This window comes from Dickeya sp. NCPPB 3274 (genome assembly GCF_000406205.1).
GTDB lineage: Bacteria > Pseudomonadota > Gammaproteobacteria > Enterobacterales > Enterobacteriaceae > Dickeya > Dickeya fangzhongdai.
In genome coordinates, this window is record NZ_CM001979.1 from 2,449,575 (window position 1) to 2,463,942 (window position 14,368).

The following is a 14,368-nucleotide window of genomic DNA, read 5'->3' on the forward strand; positions in this document are numbered from 1 at the left end:
TGTCCGCCGCGATGAAAAGCTACCCGTATTTGATCGCCTGCCCACACTGCGGCTGCGTGTATCGCCTCCGCCCCCTGGTCGGTAAAGATGCGGCGCAATGTGGGCGTTGTCTGGCCATTCTTTATCGCTCATCCCCGATGGAGCCGGCACGTTTACTCCCTCTGGCCTTGGCTTCCGCCGTCACCTTTTTGATGGCCAACGCCTGGCCTGTCATGACGGTGAGTTTTCATGGGCTAACGCATGACGTAACGCTCTGGCAATCCATGTGGTCGCTTGCTCAGGGCGATACCTTCCTGCTGGCGTGGTGCGCGGTGTTGTTTCTTATTCTTGCCCCTTCATTACAAATCATGCTGTTAACCTGGATTTTGTTGTTCGCAAGCGCCGGTCGACGAGCGCCGGGCTTTATTGCCCTCATGAAAACGCTACGCTGGCTACGCCCCTGGAACATGATGGAAGTGGGCCTGCCCGGTTTTCTGATCGCGGCGGTGAAACTGTCCGGCCTGCTGGATGTTGCTGTCGAGCCCGGAGGGTGGTTTCTGGTTGCCTCATTGATGCTGGTTCTGATCATTACCCGTCAGGATAATCATTGGCTTTGGTCGCTTGATTCGGCCGTTCATCGTGGAAGGACGCATCATGCATAAAGCGCCTTCAGCCCGTCAGATGAATGTCTGCGATTGCCCGGTTTGCGGTCTGGTTTGCGACGCGCCGGCGCCGAATGACCGCGCGGCCCGTTGCCCACGTTGTCACACCCGACTTGATGCATATTCCCCGGGAAGCACCGCCTTGTCGTGGGCTTTGCTGCTTGCCGCCCTGATTCTTTATATTCCGGCCAATACCCTGCCGGTGATGTACACCAGTCTGCTCGCCAGCGGCGGCGAAAGCACGATTATGACTGGCGTTATCGACTTCTGGCAGCACGGTTCGTATGGCATCGCCCTGATAATATTTATTGCCAGCGTCGTGATTCCTTGCATGAAATTCCTGTCCCTGATGACCCTGCTGGTCACCGCCCGTCGGAAAAGCGGATGGGCAAGACGCGAACGTACCCGGCTCTACCGCATAACGGAATGGATAGGCCGTTGGTCCATGCTGGATGTGATTGTCGTTGCGGTGGTGTGCAGCCTGGTTCGTTTTCATACGCTGGGCGAAGCGGAACCCCGCCCCGGCATTCTGTTTTTTGGGCTGGTGGTTATCCTGACCATGCTCTCCGCCATGAGTTTCGACCCGCGTTCGATCTGGGAGGATGAGCAATGAATCAGATGTTACCGGGTGAGATCACCGCCATTCGTCGTAACTGGCGCCATGCCGTTATCTGGTTTGTCGCGGTTATCGCGCTGGCGGTAAGCCTCGCCATGCTGGTTCAGTCTCGGCTGTCCGCCGGTCCTGACATCACCATTTCCTTTCGCGGTGCGACAGGGCTTGAAGCCGGTAAAACCACGGTCAAATACAAAGACGTTACGGTCGGAATAGTAAAAGATATCGTTCTTAACGATGACGGCTCTCGTGTTCTGGTCAGGGTTCAACTGAACAAAAACGCAGAGAATCTGGCACGTACCGGCTCACGGTTTTGGGTAGTCAGGCCGCGCGTAAGGATGAGCGGCGTCAGCGGCATTGATACCCTGTTGTCCGGCGCCTATATCGGTGTGGACAAAGGTTATTCCCCGGAAGCCCGGCGCGAATTTACCGGTCTGGAAACCCCGCCCGCCATTATCAATGACATGCCCGGCAGCCACGTTGTCATTGACGCCGACGATCTGGGATCGCTGGATATCGGCTCGCCGGTTTATTACCGCCGGGTACAGGTTGGGCGCCTTGCCTCTTATCATCTGAAAGAAGATGGCCGTGGCGTCAGTCTGCAGGTTTTCATTGACGCGCCTTATGACCGACTGGTGCAGCCTGACACCCGCTTCTGGAATGTCAGCGGCGTCGATTTATCCGTCGGCACCAACGGCTTTCGCCTGAAAACGCAGACCGTGGCCGCGGTGCTGGCCGGCGGCATCGCGTTTGCCACACCGGATGGCAATAAAACGCCGTCGATTAACGCCCCGGTCAGCTACCGACTGGCGCAGGATCAGGAATCCGCCATGTCGGCGCCGGACGGACCGGCAATTCCATTCCGGCTTCGGTTTGAACGTGCTTTGCATGGTCTGGATGTCGGCGCGCCGGTAGAATTTTCCAGTGTTACCATCGGCCGGGTCGTGGCCGTCACGCTGGATTATAATCCCACCGGCTACCGTTTCCCGACGGTAGTGGATGTTGAGGTGTACCCCGCACATCTGGGGAGTTTGCTGAATAAACTGTCTGGTTCATCGCCATCTGCACCCTCTTCGGCGGCTGCAACCGCCAACAGAGCCGCCCAATTCACCCGCGATCTGGTCGCCCACGGGCTGCGGGCCCAGGCGGTTCCCGGCAACCTGTTAACCGGGCAACTGTATATTTCATTCGATTTTGTGCCTGATGCCCCCAACGTTCCCTTTAATTCAAACGCTCGCCCTATCGAATTACCGACCGTCAGCGGCGGGCTGGATAAACTGCAGGCGCAATTGGGCAGTATCGTCGCCAAAGTTAACAAAATGCCGCTGGAGTCCATCGGCAACAACCTGAACAACACCCTGGTTGAACTGAACAAAACGCTGCGTCTGGTCAATAGCCAGACATTACCGACGGCGAATAGCCTGATGAAACAAACGCAGCTGACGACGGAAAACGCCCAGGAACTGATAGCGGAAGACTCGCCCTTGCTGATTCATTTTACCCAGACGTTGCAGGAGGCGAGCCGGACGTTACACACCCTGAGGGCGTTTACCGAACAGCTTGAGCGCAACCCGGAGTCGCTGCTGCGTGGACGCACACCGGATCAGCCCCCTGACGCAGCGGATGACCGCGCGGCTTCACCCAAAGGAAAACATCCATGAAATTGATGCTGCCGCTGCTCGCTGTCATCGCGGTTCTGACGCTACCGGCCTGCCGTTCCCCACAGGTTCGTTACCATACGTTGGTTCCCCCTGCCGCCGATGTGGTATACCCGCACCCGGCGTCATTCGCGATTGATTTATTACCGGTCGACGTACCGGCGCAGGTGGACAGGCAGCAGGTGGTGATTCGCGATGGTCAGGATGGCGCCATGATTCTTGATAACGATCGCTGGTTGAGCCCGCTGAGCGATGAGATTCACACGGCACTGTCGTCACTGCTGGTCCGGCGGACGGGCGCCCCAAATGCCTCGGGGCAGCCCCTTCCGCGCGATATCCCGGTGCTGCGAATCCGAATGCAGATTCGACGCTTTGACAGCTGGCCCGGTCAGTTCGTCTCGCTAGACGCCGACTGGAGTCTTAGCGTCAAAAACGGCGATAAACGCCTCAAACTGTCTTGCCGCAGCCAGTTGACGGAAAGCGCCGTCGGCGATAACGCGCGCCTGTTTTCTGCCTGGCAAAAGATTATTGAGCAGGTCGCGACGCAGATGACGGAAACCGCCCGGCGGTGGCAACAACATGGGGACAACATAGCCTGTCAATCGTGAAGCACAAAAGCGGCATGCAAATAAACAGCAGGAACAAACCGGTGGGAGGCGTCAATGCGTGATGGCAGGCGTTTCCTGCAACAGGAACCAGCTCGGTTACCCGGTCTGGCTCCTGTTTCATACCCAGAGGCGTCGCGCTAAATATGGCTGCCGATGGACAGACAACCGTTCAGGATCATGGCGGCCATGATGATGCAAACCAGACCAACAATTCTCATGTTCTTTCCTCACTCACAACCGAATAAGATGGCTTCCCCCTAGAACAGGGAGACACAGCCGGTCAGCATACAGACAGCCGCAGCAAATCCCGCCAACGCCAGAAATTTCATGCTCTATTCCTCAATAATTAAACTGTACGGTTTAGTTTATATAAAGAAAAAACACTGTCAAGCCGCTGATGGTCTGAAAAGAAGCGGATAAAAGCGAACTCAGCGCGTCATGGTGTGGTATCGGAGGTGTCGGAGAAGTGGCGTCGCGCAAACGACGGTAAACGGGAACATCAGCAGCCGGCGGGAATTCATTCTCTGAACAAGTCACCGGCCTGCGAGTGGTTTATTGGTCTTTCCGAAAAGATGCCCCATGCAGAAAAAGCTCGACGCCATTTCTCACCATTTCCCTGATTCGCGCCGGCGAACAATCGGGCGGTTCACGCTGCAATAGCATTGCATCCGCTTCCGCCTTGACCAGCGCCGTAAACTGTTTGGCCCTTAGCGCGGGATCTGCCTGTGTCAGCTCACCTTTTTGCATGGCATCGGCCATGAGATCGGCCAGCCTGGCCATGCTTTCTTGCGTCCCCGAGCCCTGAAATAGCTCGCCAATGTCAGAATGGCCGGCCTCGCCAACCACAATACGATAGATTTGCAGCGCCGGATTCCCGCCGGTCAGCACGTGCATCATTTTCTCACCAAAGCGCGTCAGCTTATTCTCCAGGGAAAGCAGCCCCGCTTCCGACGTGCTGAGTTCTGCCGCCGCCTCCGTCAAAAAGCGCGTACTGTAGGTGCGTACGATCGTCTCAAACAACTCCTCCTTTGAGGCGAAGTAGTTATAGAGCGTTGCTTTCGATCCCCCCACTCGTTTAGCCACTTCATTCATGGATGCCCGCTCGTATCCCGTTTCCTGAAAAAGCTGAGTGGCGGCATCAATAATCGCCTGCCGTTTTTCCTCGGTCAGTGTTCGCATTACTCCTCCTCTGGCACCTGTCCGGATGGTTCAGTCAGCGCTATTTTTAGGTAACCGGACAGTACAGTTTAATTATGTCGCAGTATGCCATATTTCGGCGGTTCAAGAAACCGCGCGGCGTCGACCATTCCCATCATGTGTAAGGCGAATTTCGATAGCCGCTTGTTCAGCACTTAAAATTGTACATTTGTATTAAAATAGATATTTAAGTCCTTTAAATTGATTTAAATGAAAATTTAAAAGAATTAAATTCTGATTATAAAATCATAAATGGTTTTTTGATCCAAAAGTTCATTCTGTTTTTTTGAGCAAGACTGTCAAATCCACGCTATTCTCTTCTTACTGCCGGCAAGGATACGATGCAGGCCAGATTACGGAACGCCGATATCGCCCGCCTTTATCGTGGGCTGGCGTTCCCGCTGACGCCCGGAGAGGAACCATGAGATCGAAAAGCGAAATCACAGCAGAACAACTGATACGCAGCGCGGCGACCATCATTCGGCGTGATGGCCTGCACGCTTGTACACACCGGGCAGTCGCTGAAGAGGCGCAGATGTCGCTGGGCGCCACCACCTACCACTTTAAAACGCTGGATGATCTGCTGGCCGCGGTGATGCATCAGGCGATTGAAGACTTTGCGGTCAGCACCCGGCATTGGCTTTCTCTGCGGGGAACCGATGATCCCGCCGGGATCCTGACCGATTTCGTCTTCTGGACTATCGGCGAGCGCTCAAGGTTGACTCGTGAGTACGAACTGTTCGTCGCCGCGGTTTCCCGCCCTCTCCTGCGGCCGCACGCGGCCGAGTGGCTACATGCTCACGAAACGATATTGGGCGAGCATTTCGGTTTCAGCCGCCCGGTGTCGCAAGCGGCGGTATCGTTCACCGATGCCTGGCTGATGCGCGGCATTCTGAGCGGCGTCGATGACTTGCCGGATGTGGATGTGATTCGGGCGGCTTTTCACGCCATCGTCACCAATAGGTCCGCCATCGGTCCTTAAGGCACACCGATGCGGGTCACCGTCACCCGCGGGTTCGAAATGAAAATGGAAACGAAACATGTTCCTCCGGGGTGGCTAACTGCCCCGGCAGGCATGACTTTGCCGGTAATAAGCGACCGGTAAAACAGGAGCAGTACCTACACGGGAAAAGTACTTATATGGGAAAAATACCTATATGGGGAAAGTACCTACACGTAACCAAGGACTATCGTATGAAGAATGTGAATAACGCGATGAAGGCAGCCGGGCTGATGCTGGCTCTCGCGGGAGGCACGGCCGCCTTTTCTGGGTATGCCGCCACTGCGCCGGAACAGCGATCGCTGGACCAGATTTACCAGAGCGCGCTGAGAGAAGGCGGTGTGGTCACGGTCTACGCCGGCGGTGATACCGCAGGCCAGCAGGATGGCATCAAGCAAGCGTTCGAAAAACGCTTTCCGGGCATGACGCTGAATGTCATCGTGGATTACAGCAAGTTTCATGACGCCCGCATCGACAACCAACTGGCTACCGACAGCCTGATTCCGGACGTTGTACAGTTGCAGACGTTGCAGGATTATCCGCGCTGGAAAAAAGAAGGCGTGCTGCTGAACTATAAACCCGCGGGCTGGGACAAAATCTGGCCGACATTCCGGGATCAGGACGGCGCCTGGACCGGCGTTTTCGTCGATGCGTTCAGTAATGTGGTCAACACCAAACTGGTCGATCAGAAAGCCTGGCCGCGTGAAGCCAATGATTACCTGCGCCCGGACCTGAAAGGGAAAATCGTCGTCACCTACCCGAACGACGACGATGCCGTGCTGTTCTGGTTCAAACAGGTGGTGGATAAATACGGCTGGGATTATGTAGCGAAGTTCAGCGAGCAAGAGCCGGTTTACGTGCGTGGCACCCAGGCGCCGGCGGACGATGTGGAAAGCGGCAAGTCCGCGGTAACCTTCTCCACTGACGGCGCGCTGGTTCCTGACGCCAAAGCCAATTCCCGCTTTGTGCTGCCGGCGCAAGATCCGTTTGTCGCCTGGGCGCAGCGCGCGGCGATCTTCAAACAGGCTAAACACCCGGAATCCGCCAGGCTGTACCTGAGCTGGCTGCTGGACCCGAAAACGCAGACCGACGTCTGGTATATGTGGTCGGTTCGCACCGATGTGGCGCCGCCGGCCGGTTACAAGCACATCTGGGAATACAAGAATGCCAATCCGGAAGCGTTTGAGCGTTTCATGAGCGACCGGGAGGCAGTCGAACGTTTCAGAGCGCAGATCGGTCTGTATCTGGGCGAAGTCAAAGGCGAACCGTCGCCGGGCTGGCTCGGCCTTCACCCGGAACAGGCGCTGCCGCATTAAGTTATCCGCTACGTAATACGTGAGTGAATGACATACCACTCATTTGCCAGGGATTCCGATGTGTCTCGGAATCCCTTTTTTATCGTCACTGAAAACCCATTCCCGTCCGCAAGCCAAGCCTCAGCGCGCCTCGCATCACTTTATGTTTTCTGATGTTATCCAGAATTTCGGCGCCGTCACGTCCGGATGAACATAACAGTCTACACTATGATTACACGGCATTTTTCCTGATTCTAATCCTTCACCGGGATGTGCATATGACACATACGCAGCAAGAAAAAGCACCAGGTTTACTGGCTATTTCCGCACTGGGCATTGTATTTGGCGATATCGGTACCAGCCCGCTTTATACCTTCAATACCGTGATACTACTGGCCGGCGACGCCGCCCGACCGGAAACCATACTGGGCCTGCTTTCCACATTGTTCTGGACGTTGATCATTGTCACTTCCATCAAGTACGCATTGTTCGCCATGCGGATCGACAACAAAGGCGAAGGCGGCGTGCTGGCGTTGATGTCGCTATTGCAGAATAACCAGGCCAAACGTCAGAAATGGATTATTGCCGCCGGGCTACTGGGCGCGGCCTTTATCTATGGCGACGGCGCGATCACGCCGGCGATCTCGGTGTTGTCGGCGCTGGAAGGGCTGGAACTGGTTTTCCCGGAAACCGCCAATTACATCCTGCCGCTGACGCTGGTCCTGCTGGTTCTTATCTTCGCCATTCAGCCGCTGGGCACGGACAAAATCAGTCGGTTTTTCGCACCGGTGATGTTGCTGTGGTTTGCTACGCTGGCTCTGCTGGGCATCAGGAGCATCATTAACTATCCGGCCGTACTCTGGGCGCTGAACCCCGTCCATGCGCTGACATTTTTCGCCACCCACGGGCATATCGGCCTGCTGATTCTGGGCGGCGTGTTTCTGTGCGTCACCGGTGCGGAAGCGCTGTATGCCGACATGGGACATTTTGGCCGCAAGCCCATCTGGATTGCCTGGTATGCGATGGCGCTCCCCTGCCTGCTGCTCAATTACGCCGGTCAGGCAGCCTTTATCCTGTCTGGTACGGATGCCAGCAATAATATTCTTTTCCGCCTGTGTCCCCCGGCGCTACAGATGCCGTTGGTTATTCTCGCTACGCTGGCCACCATCATTGCCAGTCAGGCGATTATCTCCGGCGCGTTCTCCATGACGCGACAGGCGATTCAGCTTGGCTGGCTGCCCAGAATGAAAATCACCCAAACGGCGGAGCAAAGCTATGGGCAAATCTATCTGGGCACCGTCAACTGGCTATTAATGGTGGTCACGCTCAGTCTGGTGATTTTCTTCCAGTCTTCGGAGCGGCTGGCCGCCGCTTATGGCATTGCCGTTTCCATTACGATGCTGATGACGACGCTGTTGTTGTATATGGCAATGCGTAAGATTTGGCACTGGAACAAGATGCTGAGTCTCAGCATCACCGCCATTTTTATCCTGATCGACGTGGGATTCTGCGTCGCCAACATGCTGAAAGTGTTCGACGGCGGCTATGTTCCGCTGCTGCTGGCGATGCTGATTTTCTGCGTGATGTTTATCTGGCGTCAGGGGGTGACGCGCGTATCGCAAACCGTGGCGGAAAAAACGCTGCCGGTAGACGAGTTTCTTTCATCGCTGCAGGCTGATGGCATTTCACGCGTACCGGGCGTCGCCGTATTTTTAACCCGAGTGCAGAATGTTGCACCGCCGGTGATGCGCTGGCATGTCAAACGTAACCAGGCCTTGCATGACAAGATCATCGCCCTGACCATTCAGGTGCTGGATGTGCCACGCGTCAGGGAGGAAGACAAACTGGTACTGACCGAAAAACTTCCCGGTTTCTGGCAAGGCGTGGCCTACTACGGATTTATGGAGAAGCCCAATATTCCCGAGCTGCTCAGGCAAACGCCGCCGCTGAAAGCGTGTGCCGATCACGAATCCGTGACCTATTATATCGGCCATGAATCGATCGTCGCCAAAGACAGTGCGGACGCCCTGCCGCGCTGGCAATCCTACCTGTTCGCCTGGATGATGCGAAACTGCCTGCATGTCACGGAATACTACCAACTGCCGGGTAATCAGGTGATCGAGATCGGTCGACGCATTGCCATCTAGTCACTTACAATGCGGGACAGGCATATTCCCGGCCTGTCCCCCACGTTCCGCACGACGTCTTTCTGTTTGATAAAGGGAAGACAGTGAAACTGTTCGCGCCATGGGTAAAATCCGCCTTTCCCCTGCTGCTTTGCGATAAGTACGCCAATATTTCAGGCAGAGGGGAGTATCGAAGATATAAGTATGTTGTAACTAAATTGGCGTTAAAAAGGCAAAATGCCGTGGGTAAATGCTCAGTGAGAAATACGAGAAATAAAGGGCGGAGAACCCGCCCTTCGGTCATCAGACGATTACACAACGAAATCGGCTGTCTGTGATACCTGACCTACAATTTTCACCAGGAATTCCGGCGAGGTGTTGTTATCAAGGTTCAGATAAAGATTGCTGACGTTGGCTGACGAATCCCAGTTGAGCAGGATCTCACCGCCGCTGCCGTTGAACTGATTAACAAAGTGCAGGTTATTACCGGTGTTCAGCGCAGAAAGGTCGATTTTATCGACACCGGTCTGGAAATCGAGAATCCAGTCCGGCGCCGCCGCTTTGGAATCGGATACGGCGGTATACACAAAGGTATCACGACCGCTGCCGCCATACAGACGGTCTGCCCCGCCACCGCCGTACAGGATATCGTCGCCGGCGCCGCCCTGCAGAATGTTGTCAGCGCTGTTGCCGATCAGCAAATCGTTGCCGGAACCGCCGATGGCATTCTCAATGGTCACGCCGTGCGCGATCGACACGTTGCCTTTCAGCCCGCCGACATCAGACAATGACCCTTCGTTCAGATTGATACGCTGGTTGTTGCTGTAACCAGAGAAATCGAAGGTATCGTTGCCGCCTGCATCCCATACCGAGAAAATCAGCGCTTTGCTGCTGCTGGTCGCGGTGTAGAAATCACGATCGGTGTTGGAGTTGAAGCCATAGACGGTATCGCCGGTACGGGTGGTCATGTTGGCGCCGTACAAGCGCTGAATGGCTGCGATATCATCCAGCATCGGGCCGGCGGCATAATGGCCTTTGAAATCCCCACCGGTATTCTTCTCACTCCAGTAGCTCATGATGCTGAACTGACGGGTATCTTCGGCATAGGTCACATCGCTGTAGCTGGGGTTACCTTCGCCGGCGTTATAGTCGCCCGGATGATTCAGGCCCAGCGCGTGGCCGATTTCATGCGTCAGCGTCTGACGGCCGTATTCCATTTTGTCCGGGCTGCGAATGTTATCCACATTGTAGTTGTACCAGGTGGTACCAGACGCGCTGCCGCTCCCCGGCAGATAGGCATACGCCTGCGTGCCGTAATCCAGACGGCCGCTGGAGTCACGGGTATAGTTGCCAAAGGTGACGTTGGCCGACTGATTCCCTGTCACTTCCGTGAAAGTGATGTTAGCCAGATCAGACCAGGACTGTAATGCCAGTTTGGCCTGAGCAACCTGCGCGGCATTGAATTTGACAAACCCGGTATCGCCGTCCGGTGTAGAGCGCGCGGACTGAAGAAACTTGAAGGACAGATTGGCGGATTTGCCAAATACATTCGAACCATTCCAGCTGACGTTATCGCGGGTAATTTGTTCGCCCGCATCCTCAATCGAATAGGATGGTTTGCCGTTAATCGTCAATCCATTTCCCCGCTCGTGATAATGCAACAGAGTATAGACAGAGTCATAACTGCTGCTGGCGGATAATGAATGCAGCGCGTCATCATCACGTGAAGACAAATTTTTTTCCATAAAACCCTCATTGGTATAAATAATCAGAAAATTCCATAGCCATTAAATTTTCAGACAAAGAACACCTCTGCCAATTTAATGGCATATTTTTCAACATATGATCTTGATGATATTTGACACAAACAAACAGCGCCGTCACTGGCGCTAATTATTTATATAAGCCACTGTAATGTTTTTGTAAAGGATCACTGATTAATTTTCTATTTATTGGGGGTTTAACCCACAGCTTCAATACGACGCTAATTGATTAAACTGAAATAAGTTATTTGAATGGCGGGAAATAGAAAAAAGAAAACGATTGCTTTTTTAATTTTGAAATTAAACTCAAGGCGAAATTATTTCACAAATAAACTTTTGGCAATTAGAAAGGGATTATTAAACAGGGCAGATTAACTGCCCTGAGCAATATTTTCAGAATATCATTACACAATAATATCGGACTGCGTCGCCTGACCGACGATTCGCACCAGGAAGTCGACCGAGCTGTGACCCGCTTCATGCAGCCACAGGTTGGTGATGCTGTTGTCCGCATCCCACTGCAGCATCACTTCCTGTCCTTTGCCGGTGAACTGATCCTGTACAAAGCTCAGTTGGCCTTCGTTGCGGAACGCCGACAGGTCGATTTTATCAATGCCTTTCTGGAAATCGGCAATCCAGTCATACGCTGCCACGGTAGAGTCCTGACCGCTGCCGTAAACGAACGTATCACGCCCGGCGCCGCCGTACAGCGTATCCGCACCTGCACCGCCGTACAGCACGTCGTTGCCCGCGCCGCCCTGCAGCACGTTGTCTGCGCTGTTGCCCACCAGAATATCGTTGCCGGAACCGCCAATCGCGTTTTCGATGGTCACGCCGTGCGCGATCGACACGTTGCCTTTCAGACCGCCAACATCCGAGAACGAGCCTTCATTCAGGTTGATACGCTGGTTGTTGCTGTAGCCGGAGAAGTCGAAAGTATCGTTGCCGCCCGCATCCCACACCGAGAAAATCAGCGCCTTGCTGCTGTCGGTCGCGGTATAGAAATCACGGTCGGTATTGGAGTTGAAGCCATACACGCTATCACCGGTGCGGGTAGTCATGTTGGCGCCATACAGCCGCTGAATCGCCGCGATATCATCGATCATCGGCGCGCCGCCATAGTGACCGTTGTAGTCAGCGCCGGTTTCATTCTCGCCCCAGTAACTCATAATGCTGAACTGGTAGCTATCCTCGGCATACACGGCATCGTGATAAGACGGATCCCCTTCCCCGGCGTTGTATTCACCCGGATGCGCCAGGCCGAGCGCATGGCCAATCTCGTGGGTGAATGTCTGGCGGCCGTACTCTTCCGACCCCGGATTACGGATATTAGACTGGTTATAGTTGTACCAGCTGCTGCCAGCGCCCTGATAATTGCCCGGATAATAGGCATAAGCCTGCGTGCCATAATCCAGGTTACCACTCGCATCACGCGTATAGTTACCAAAGGTGATATTGGCGGACTTATTTCCCGTCACTTCGGTGAACGTCAGGTTGGCCACGTCCGACCAGGATTGCAACGACAGTTTCGCCTGCTCAATCTGTTCGGCATTAAATTTCACAAACCCGGTATCACCGGATGGAATGGAGCTGACTGACTGCAGAAATTTAAACGTCAGATTGGCCGACTTGCCAAATACATTGTTTCCATTCCAGCTGACATTTTCCCGGGTGATTTGCGCCGCAGCCTGGTCGATGGAATAGGATGTTTTGCCATTGACTGTCAGGCCATTACCCCGGTCGTGGTAATGCAGAAAATCATAAACAGAATTATACGCACTGCTGGTATTGGCTGATAATGCGTGTTGAGCGTCATCTTGACGAGAAGACAGATTTTTTCCCATAAAATCCTCTGGAAATAACATAACGAAATATTGTCATTATTTATTCAGGGCGAGCAACGCCCTGTCAGAATGACATGATAATAAGATTCCCTTGGAAATCTTATTAAACAGGGTAGTTAAACCACCCTGTTTAATATTTTCAGTGGCTGATTACACAATAATATCGGATTGTGCAGTCTGGCCGACAATGCGCACCAGAAAATCCACTGAGCTGTGACCCGCTTCATGCAGCCACAGATTGGTAATGCTGTTGGCCGCATCCCACTGCAGCATCACTTCCTGTCCTTTGCCGGTAAACTGATCCTGCACAAAGCTCAACTGCCCCTCATTTCGGAACGCCGACAGATCGATCTTGTCTACGCCGGTCTGGAAATCGGTAATCCAGTCGTATGCCGACGCGGTGGAATCCTGACCGTTGCCGTATACGAAGATGTCGCGCCCGGCGCCGCCGGTCAGCGTATCCGCACCGAGGCTGCCGTACAGCACGTCATCGCCTGCGCCGCCCTGCAGCACGTTGTCTACGCTGTTGCCCACCAGAATATCGTTGCCGGAACCGCCAATCGCGTTTTCGATGGTCACGCCGTGCGCGATCGATACGTTGCCTTTCAGCCCGCCGACATCCGAGAACGAACCTTCATTCAGGTTGATGCGCTGATTGTTGCTGTAGCCGGAGAAGTCGAAAGTATCGTTGCCGCCCGCATCCCATACCGAGAAAACCAGCGCCTTGCTGCTGTCGGTCGCGGTATAGAAATCACGATCGGTGTTGGAGTTAAAGCCATAGACAGTATCGCCGGTACGGGTGGTCATGTTGGCGCCGTACAGTTTCTGGATCGCGGCGATATCATCCATCAGCGGACCCGCGGAGTAGTGCCCTTTGAAGTCGCCGCCGGTGTTTTCCACTTCCCAGTAGCTCATGATGCTGAACTGACGGGAATCTTCCGCATAGGCAGCGCTGTTTTTGTAACTGATATCCCCTTCGCCGGCGTTGTATTCCGCCGGATGGCTCAGCCCCAGCGCATGGCCGATTTCATGCGTGAACGAATGACGTCCATACTCATCGGTATCCGGGTTGCGAATACTGGATTGGTTGTAGTTGAACCAGGCGCTGCCGGACACCGGATGCGTGCCCGGATAAGCCGCATAAGCCTGCGTATCCGTATTCAGGCTGCCGTCGGCATTGCGCGTATAGTTAGCGAATGTGATGTTGGCTTTTTGATTGGGGCTGACTTCGGTAAACGTCAGGTTTGCCGCATCCGCCCAGGACTGCAATGACAGTTTCGCCTGCTGCATCTGTACCGGCGTAAATTTTACCGGGCCGGTATGACCGTTAGGCGTCGAGGTAAACGTGTTCAGGAACGAATAAGTCAGATTTGCCGCCTTGCCGAATACGTTATCACCGTTCCAGGTGGTATGCGGCCGCGTTAATCCCTCGCTCACCGCCTTGTCGGTGGTATAAGACGGTTTGCCATTAACAGTCAGACCGTCGCCACGCTGATGGTAAAACCAAAAATCATACACATCGGCATAGCCGGTATAACTGCCTGCCTTGGCAGCGGCGGCAGAGGTATTTAACGAAGCTTTTTCGTTTTGTTGCATATAACTTCTTCCATAAAGTCTGACGCA

The 14,368-nt window shown here is 54.2% G+C and carries 11 protein-coding genes; 7 read left to right on the forward strand and 4 right to left on the reverse strand.

Translation table 11 applies throughout. The annotated features are described in order from the left end of the window. The first annotated feature begins 11 nt into the window (after nucleotides 1-11). Genes DXX3274_RS11195 through DXX3274_RS11210 form a run of 4 tightly spaced genes read left to right on the forward strand, consistent with a single transcriptional unit; the run spans nucleotide 12 to nucleotide 3,520 of the window. A complete protein-coding gene (locus DXX3274_RS11195) occupies nucleotides 12-641 on the forward strand; it encodes a paraquat-inducible protein A (protein ID WP_042862059.1) in 630 nt (209 codons plus the stop codon). Then, on the forward strand, nucleotides 634-1,254 hold the full coding sequence (locus tag DXX3274_RS11200) for a paraquat-inducible protein A (protein ID WP_042859839.1): 621 nt from the start codon (nucleotides 634-636) through the stop codon (nucleotides 1,252-1,254). The genes DXX3274_RS11195 and DXX3274_RS11200 overlap by 8 nt, the downstream gene beginning before the upstream one ends. Next, on the forward strand, nucleotides 1,251-2,915 hold the full coding sequence (locus tag DXX3274_RS11205) for an intermembrane transport protein PqiB (RefSeq protein ID WP_042859840.1): 1,665 nt from the start codon (nucleotides 1,251-1,253) through the stop codon (nucleotides 2,913-2,915). Before DXX3274_RS11200 ends, DXX3274_RS11205 begins: the two co-directional genes overlap by 4 nt. Next, nucleotides 2,912-3,520, forward strand: a complete 609-nt coding sequence (locus tag DXX3274_RS11210; protein ID WP_042859841.1) for a membrane integrity-associated transporter subunit PqiC — start codon at nucleotides 2,912-2,914, stop codon at nucleotides 3,518-3,520. Before DXX3274_RS11205 ends, DXX3274_RS11210 begins: the two co-directional genes overlap by 4 nt. 552 nt (nucleotides 3,521-4,072) lie before the next feature. Here the strand turns inward: DXX3274_RS11210 and DXX3274_RS11215 are convergent. Then, the gene (locus tag DXX3274_RS11215; RefSeq protein ID WP_042859842.1) at nucleotides 4,073-4,699 is read right to left on the reverse strand and encodes a TetR/AcrR family transcriptional regulator; all 627 of its coding nucleotides are present in this window, start codon (nucleotides 4,697-4,699) and stop codon (nucleotides 4,073-4,075) included. 439 nt (nucleotides 4,700-5,138) lie between these two features. Here DXX3274_RS11215 and DXX3274_RS11220 point away from each other — a divergent pair, with 439 nt between their 5' ends. The 3 genes from DXX3274_RS11220 to DXX3274_RS11230 all read left to right on the forward strand — a co-directional run bounded on the left by DXX3274_RS11220 (nucleotide 5,139) and on the right by DXX3274_RS11230 (nucleotide 9,159). Further along, nucleotides 5,139-5,699, forward strand: a complete 561-nt coding sequence (locus DXX3274_RS11220) for a TetR/AcrR family transcriptional regulator (RefSeq protein ID WP_042859843.1) — start codon at nucleotides 5,139-5,141, stop codon at nucleotides 5,697-5,699. Between the two features lie 233 nt (nucleotides 5,700-5,932). After that, a complete protein-coding gene (locus tag DXX3274_RS11225; protein ID WP_152495307.1) occupies nucleotides 5,933-7,033 on the forward strand; it encodes an extracellular solute-binding protein in 1,101 nt (366 codons plus the stop codon). A gap of 257 nt (nucleotides 7,034-7,290) precedes the next feature. After that, the gene (locus tag DXX3274_RS11230) at nucleotides 7,291-9,159 is read left to right on the forward strand and encodes a potassium transporter Kup (RefSeq protein WP_042859845.1); all 1,869 of its coding nucleotides are present in this window, start codon (nucleotides 7,291-7,293) and stop codon (nucleotides 9,157-9,159) included. A gap of 290 nt (nucleotides 9,160-9,449) precedes the next feature. Here DXX3274_RS11230 and DXX3274_RS11235 read toward each other — a convergent pair whose 3' ends face one another. The 3 genes from DXX3274_RS11235 to DXX3274_RS11245 all read right to left on the reverse strand — a co-directional run bounded on the left by DXX3274_RS11235 (nucleotide 9,450) and on the right by DXX3274_RS11245 (nucleotide 14,341). Continuing rightward, nucleotides 9,450-10,883: a serralysin family metalloprotease gene (locus DXX3274_RS11235; RefSeq protein WP_084478757.1), complete on the reverse strand. Its 1,434-nt coding sequence runs from the start codon at nucleotides 10,881-10,883 to the stop codon at nucleotides 9,450-9,452. A 422-nt stretch (nucleotides 10,884-11,305) separates the two neighbouring features. Next, nucleotides 11,306-12,745 (reverse strand): serralysin family metalloprotease, encoded by a 1,440-nt coding sequence (locus DXX3274_RS11240; RefSeq protein WP_042859846.1) that lies wholly within the window; start codon nucleotides 12,743-12,745, stop codon nucleotides 11,306-11,308. A 150-nt stretch (nucleotides 12,746-12,895) separates the two neighbouring features. Next, complete coding sequence (locus DXX3274_RS11245; protein WP_042859847.1) at nucleotides 12,896-14,341, reverse strand: serralysin family metalloprotease; 1,446 nt, start codon at nucleotides 14,339-14,341, stop codon at nucleotides 12,896-12,898. Between the last annotated feature and the right edge of the window lie 27 nt (nucleotides 14,342-14,368).

Coding starts and splice junctions, on each gene's coding strand:
- DXX3274_RS11225 (WP_152495307.1), top strand. CDS start 5,933: ATGAAGGCAGCCGGGCTGATGCTGGCTCTCGCGGGAGGCACGGCCGCC.
- DXX3274_RS11215 (WP_042859842.1), bottom strand. CDS start 4,699: ATGCGAACACTGACCGAGGAAAAACGGCAGGCGATTATTGATGCCGCC.
- DXX3274_RS11235 (WP_084478757.1), bottom strand. CDS start 10,883: ATGGAAAAAAATTTGTCTTCACGTGATGATGACGCGCTGCATTCATTA.
- DXX3274_RS11210 (WP_042859841.1), top strand. CDS start 2,912: ATGAAATTGATGCTGCCGCTGCTCGCTGTCATCGCGGTTCTGACGCTA.
- DXX3274_RS11230 (WP_042859845.1), top strand. CDS start 7,291: ATGACACATACGCAGCAAGAAAAAGCACCAGGTTTACTGGCTATTTCC.
- DXX3274_RS11220 (WP_042859843.1), top strand. CDS start 5,139: ATGAGATCGAAAAGCGAAATCACAGCAGAACAACTGATACGCAGCGCG.
- DXX3274_RS11200 (WP_042859839.1), top strand. CDS start 634: ATGCATAAAGCGCCTTCAGCCCGTCAGATGAATGTCTGCGATTGCCCG.
- DXX3274_RS11205 (WP_042859840.1), top strand. CDS start 1,251: ATGAATCAGATGTTACCGGGTGAGATCACCGCCATTCGTCGTAACTGG.
- DXX3274_RS11195 (WP_042862059.1), top strand. CDS start 12: ATGAAAAGCTACCCGTATTTGATCGCCTGCCCACACTGCGGCTGCGTG.
- DXX3274_RS11245 (WP_042859847.1), bottom strand. CDS start 14,341: ATGCAACAAAACGAAAAAGCTTCGTTAAATACCTCTGCCGCCGCTGCC.
- DXX3274_RS11240 (WP_042859846.1), bottom strand. CDS start 12,745: ATGGGAAAAAATCTGTCTTCTCGTCAAGATGACGCTCAACACGCATTA.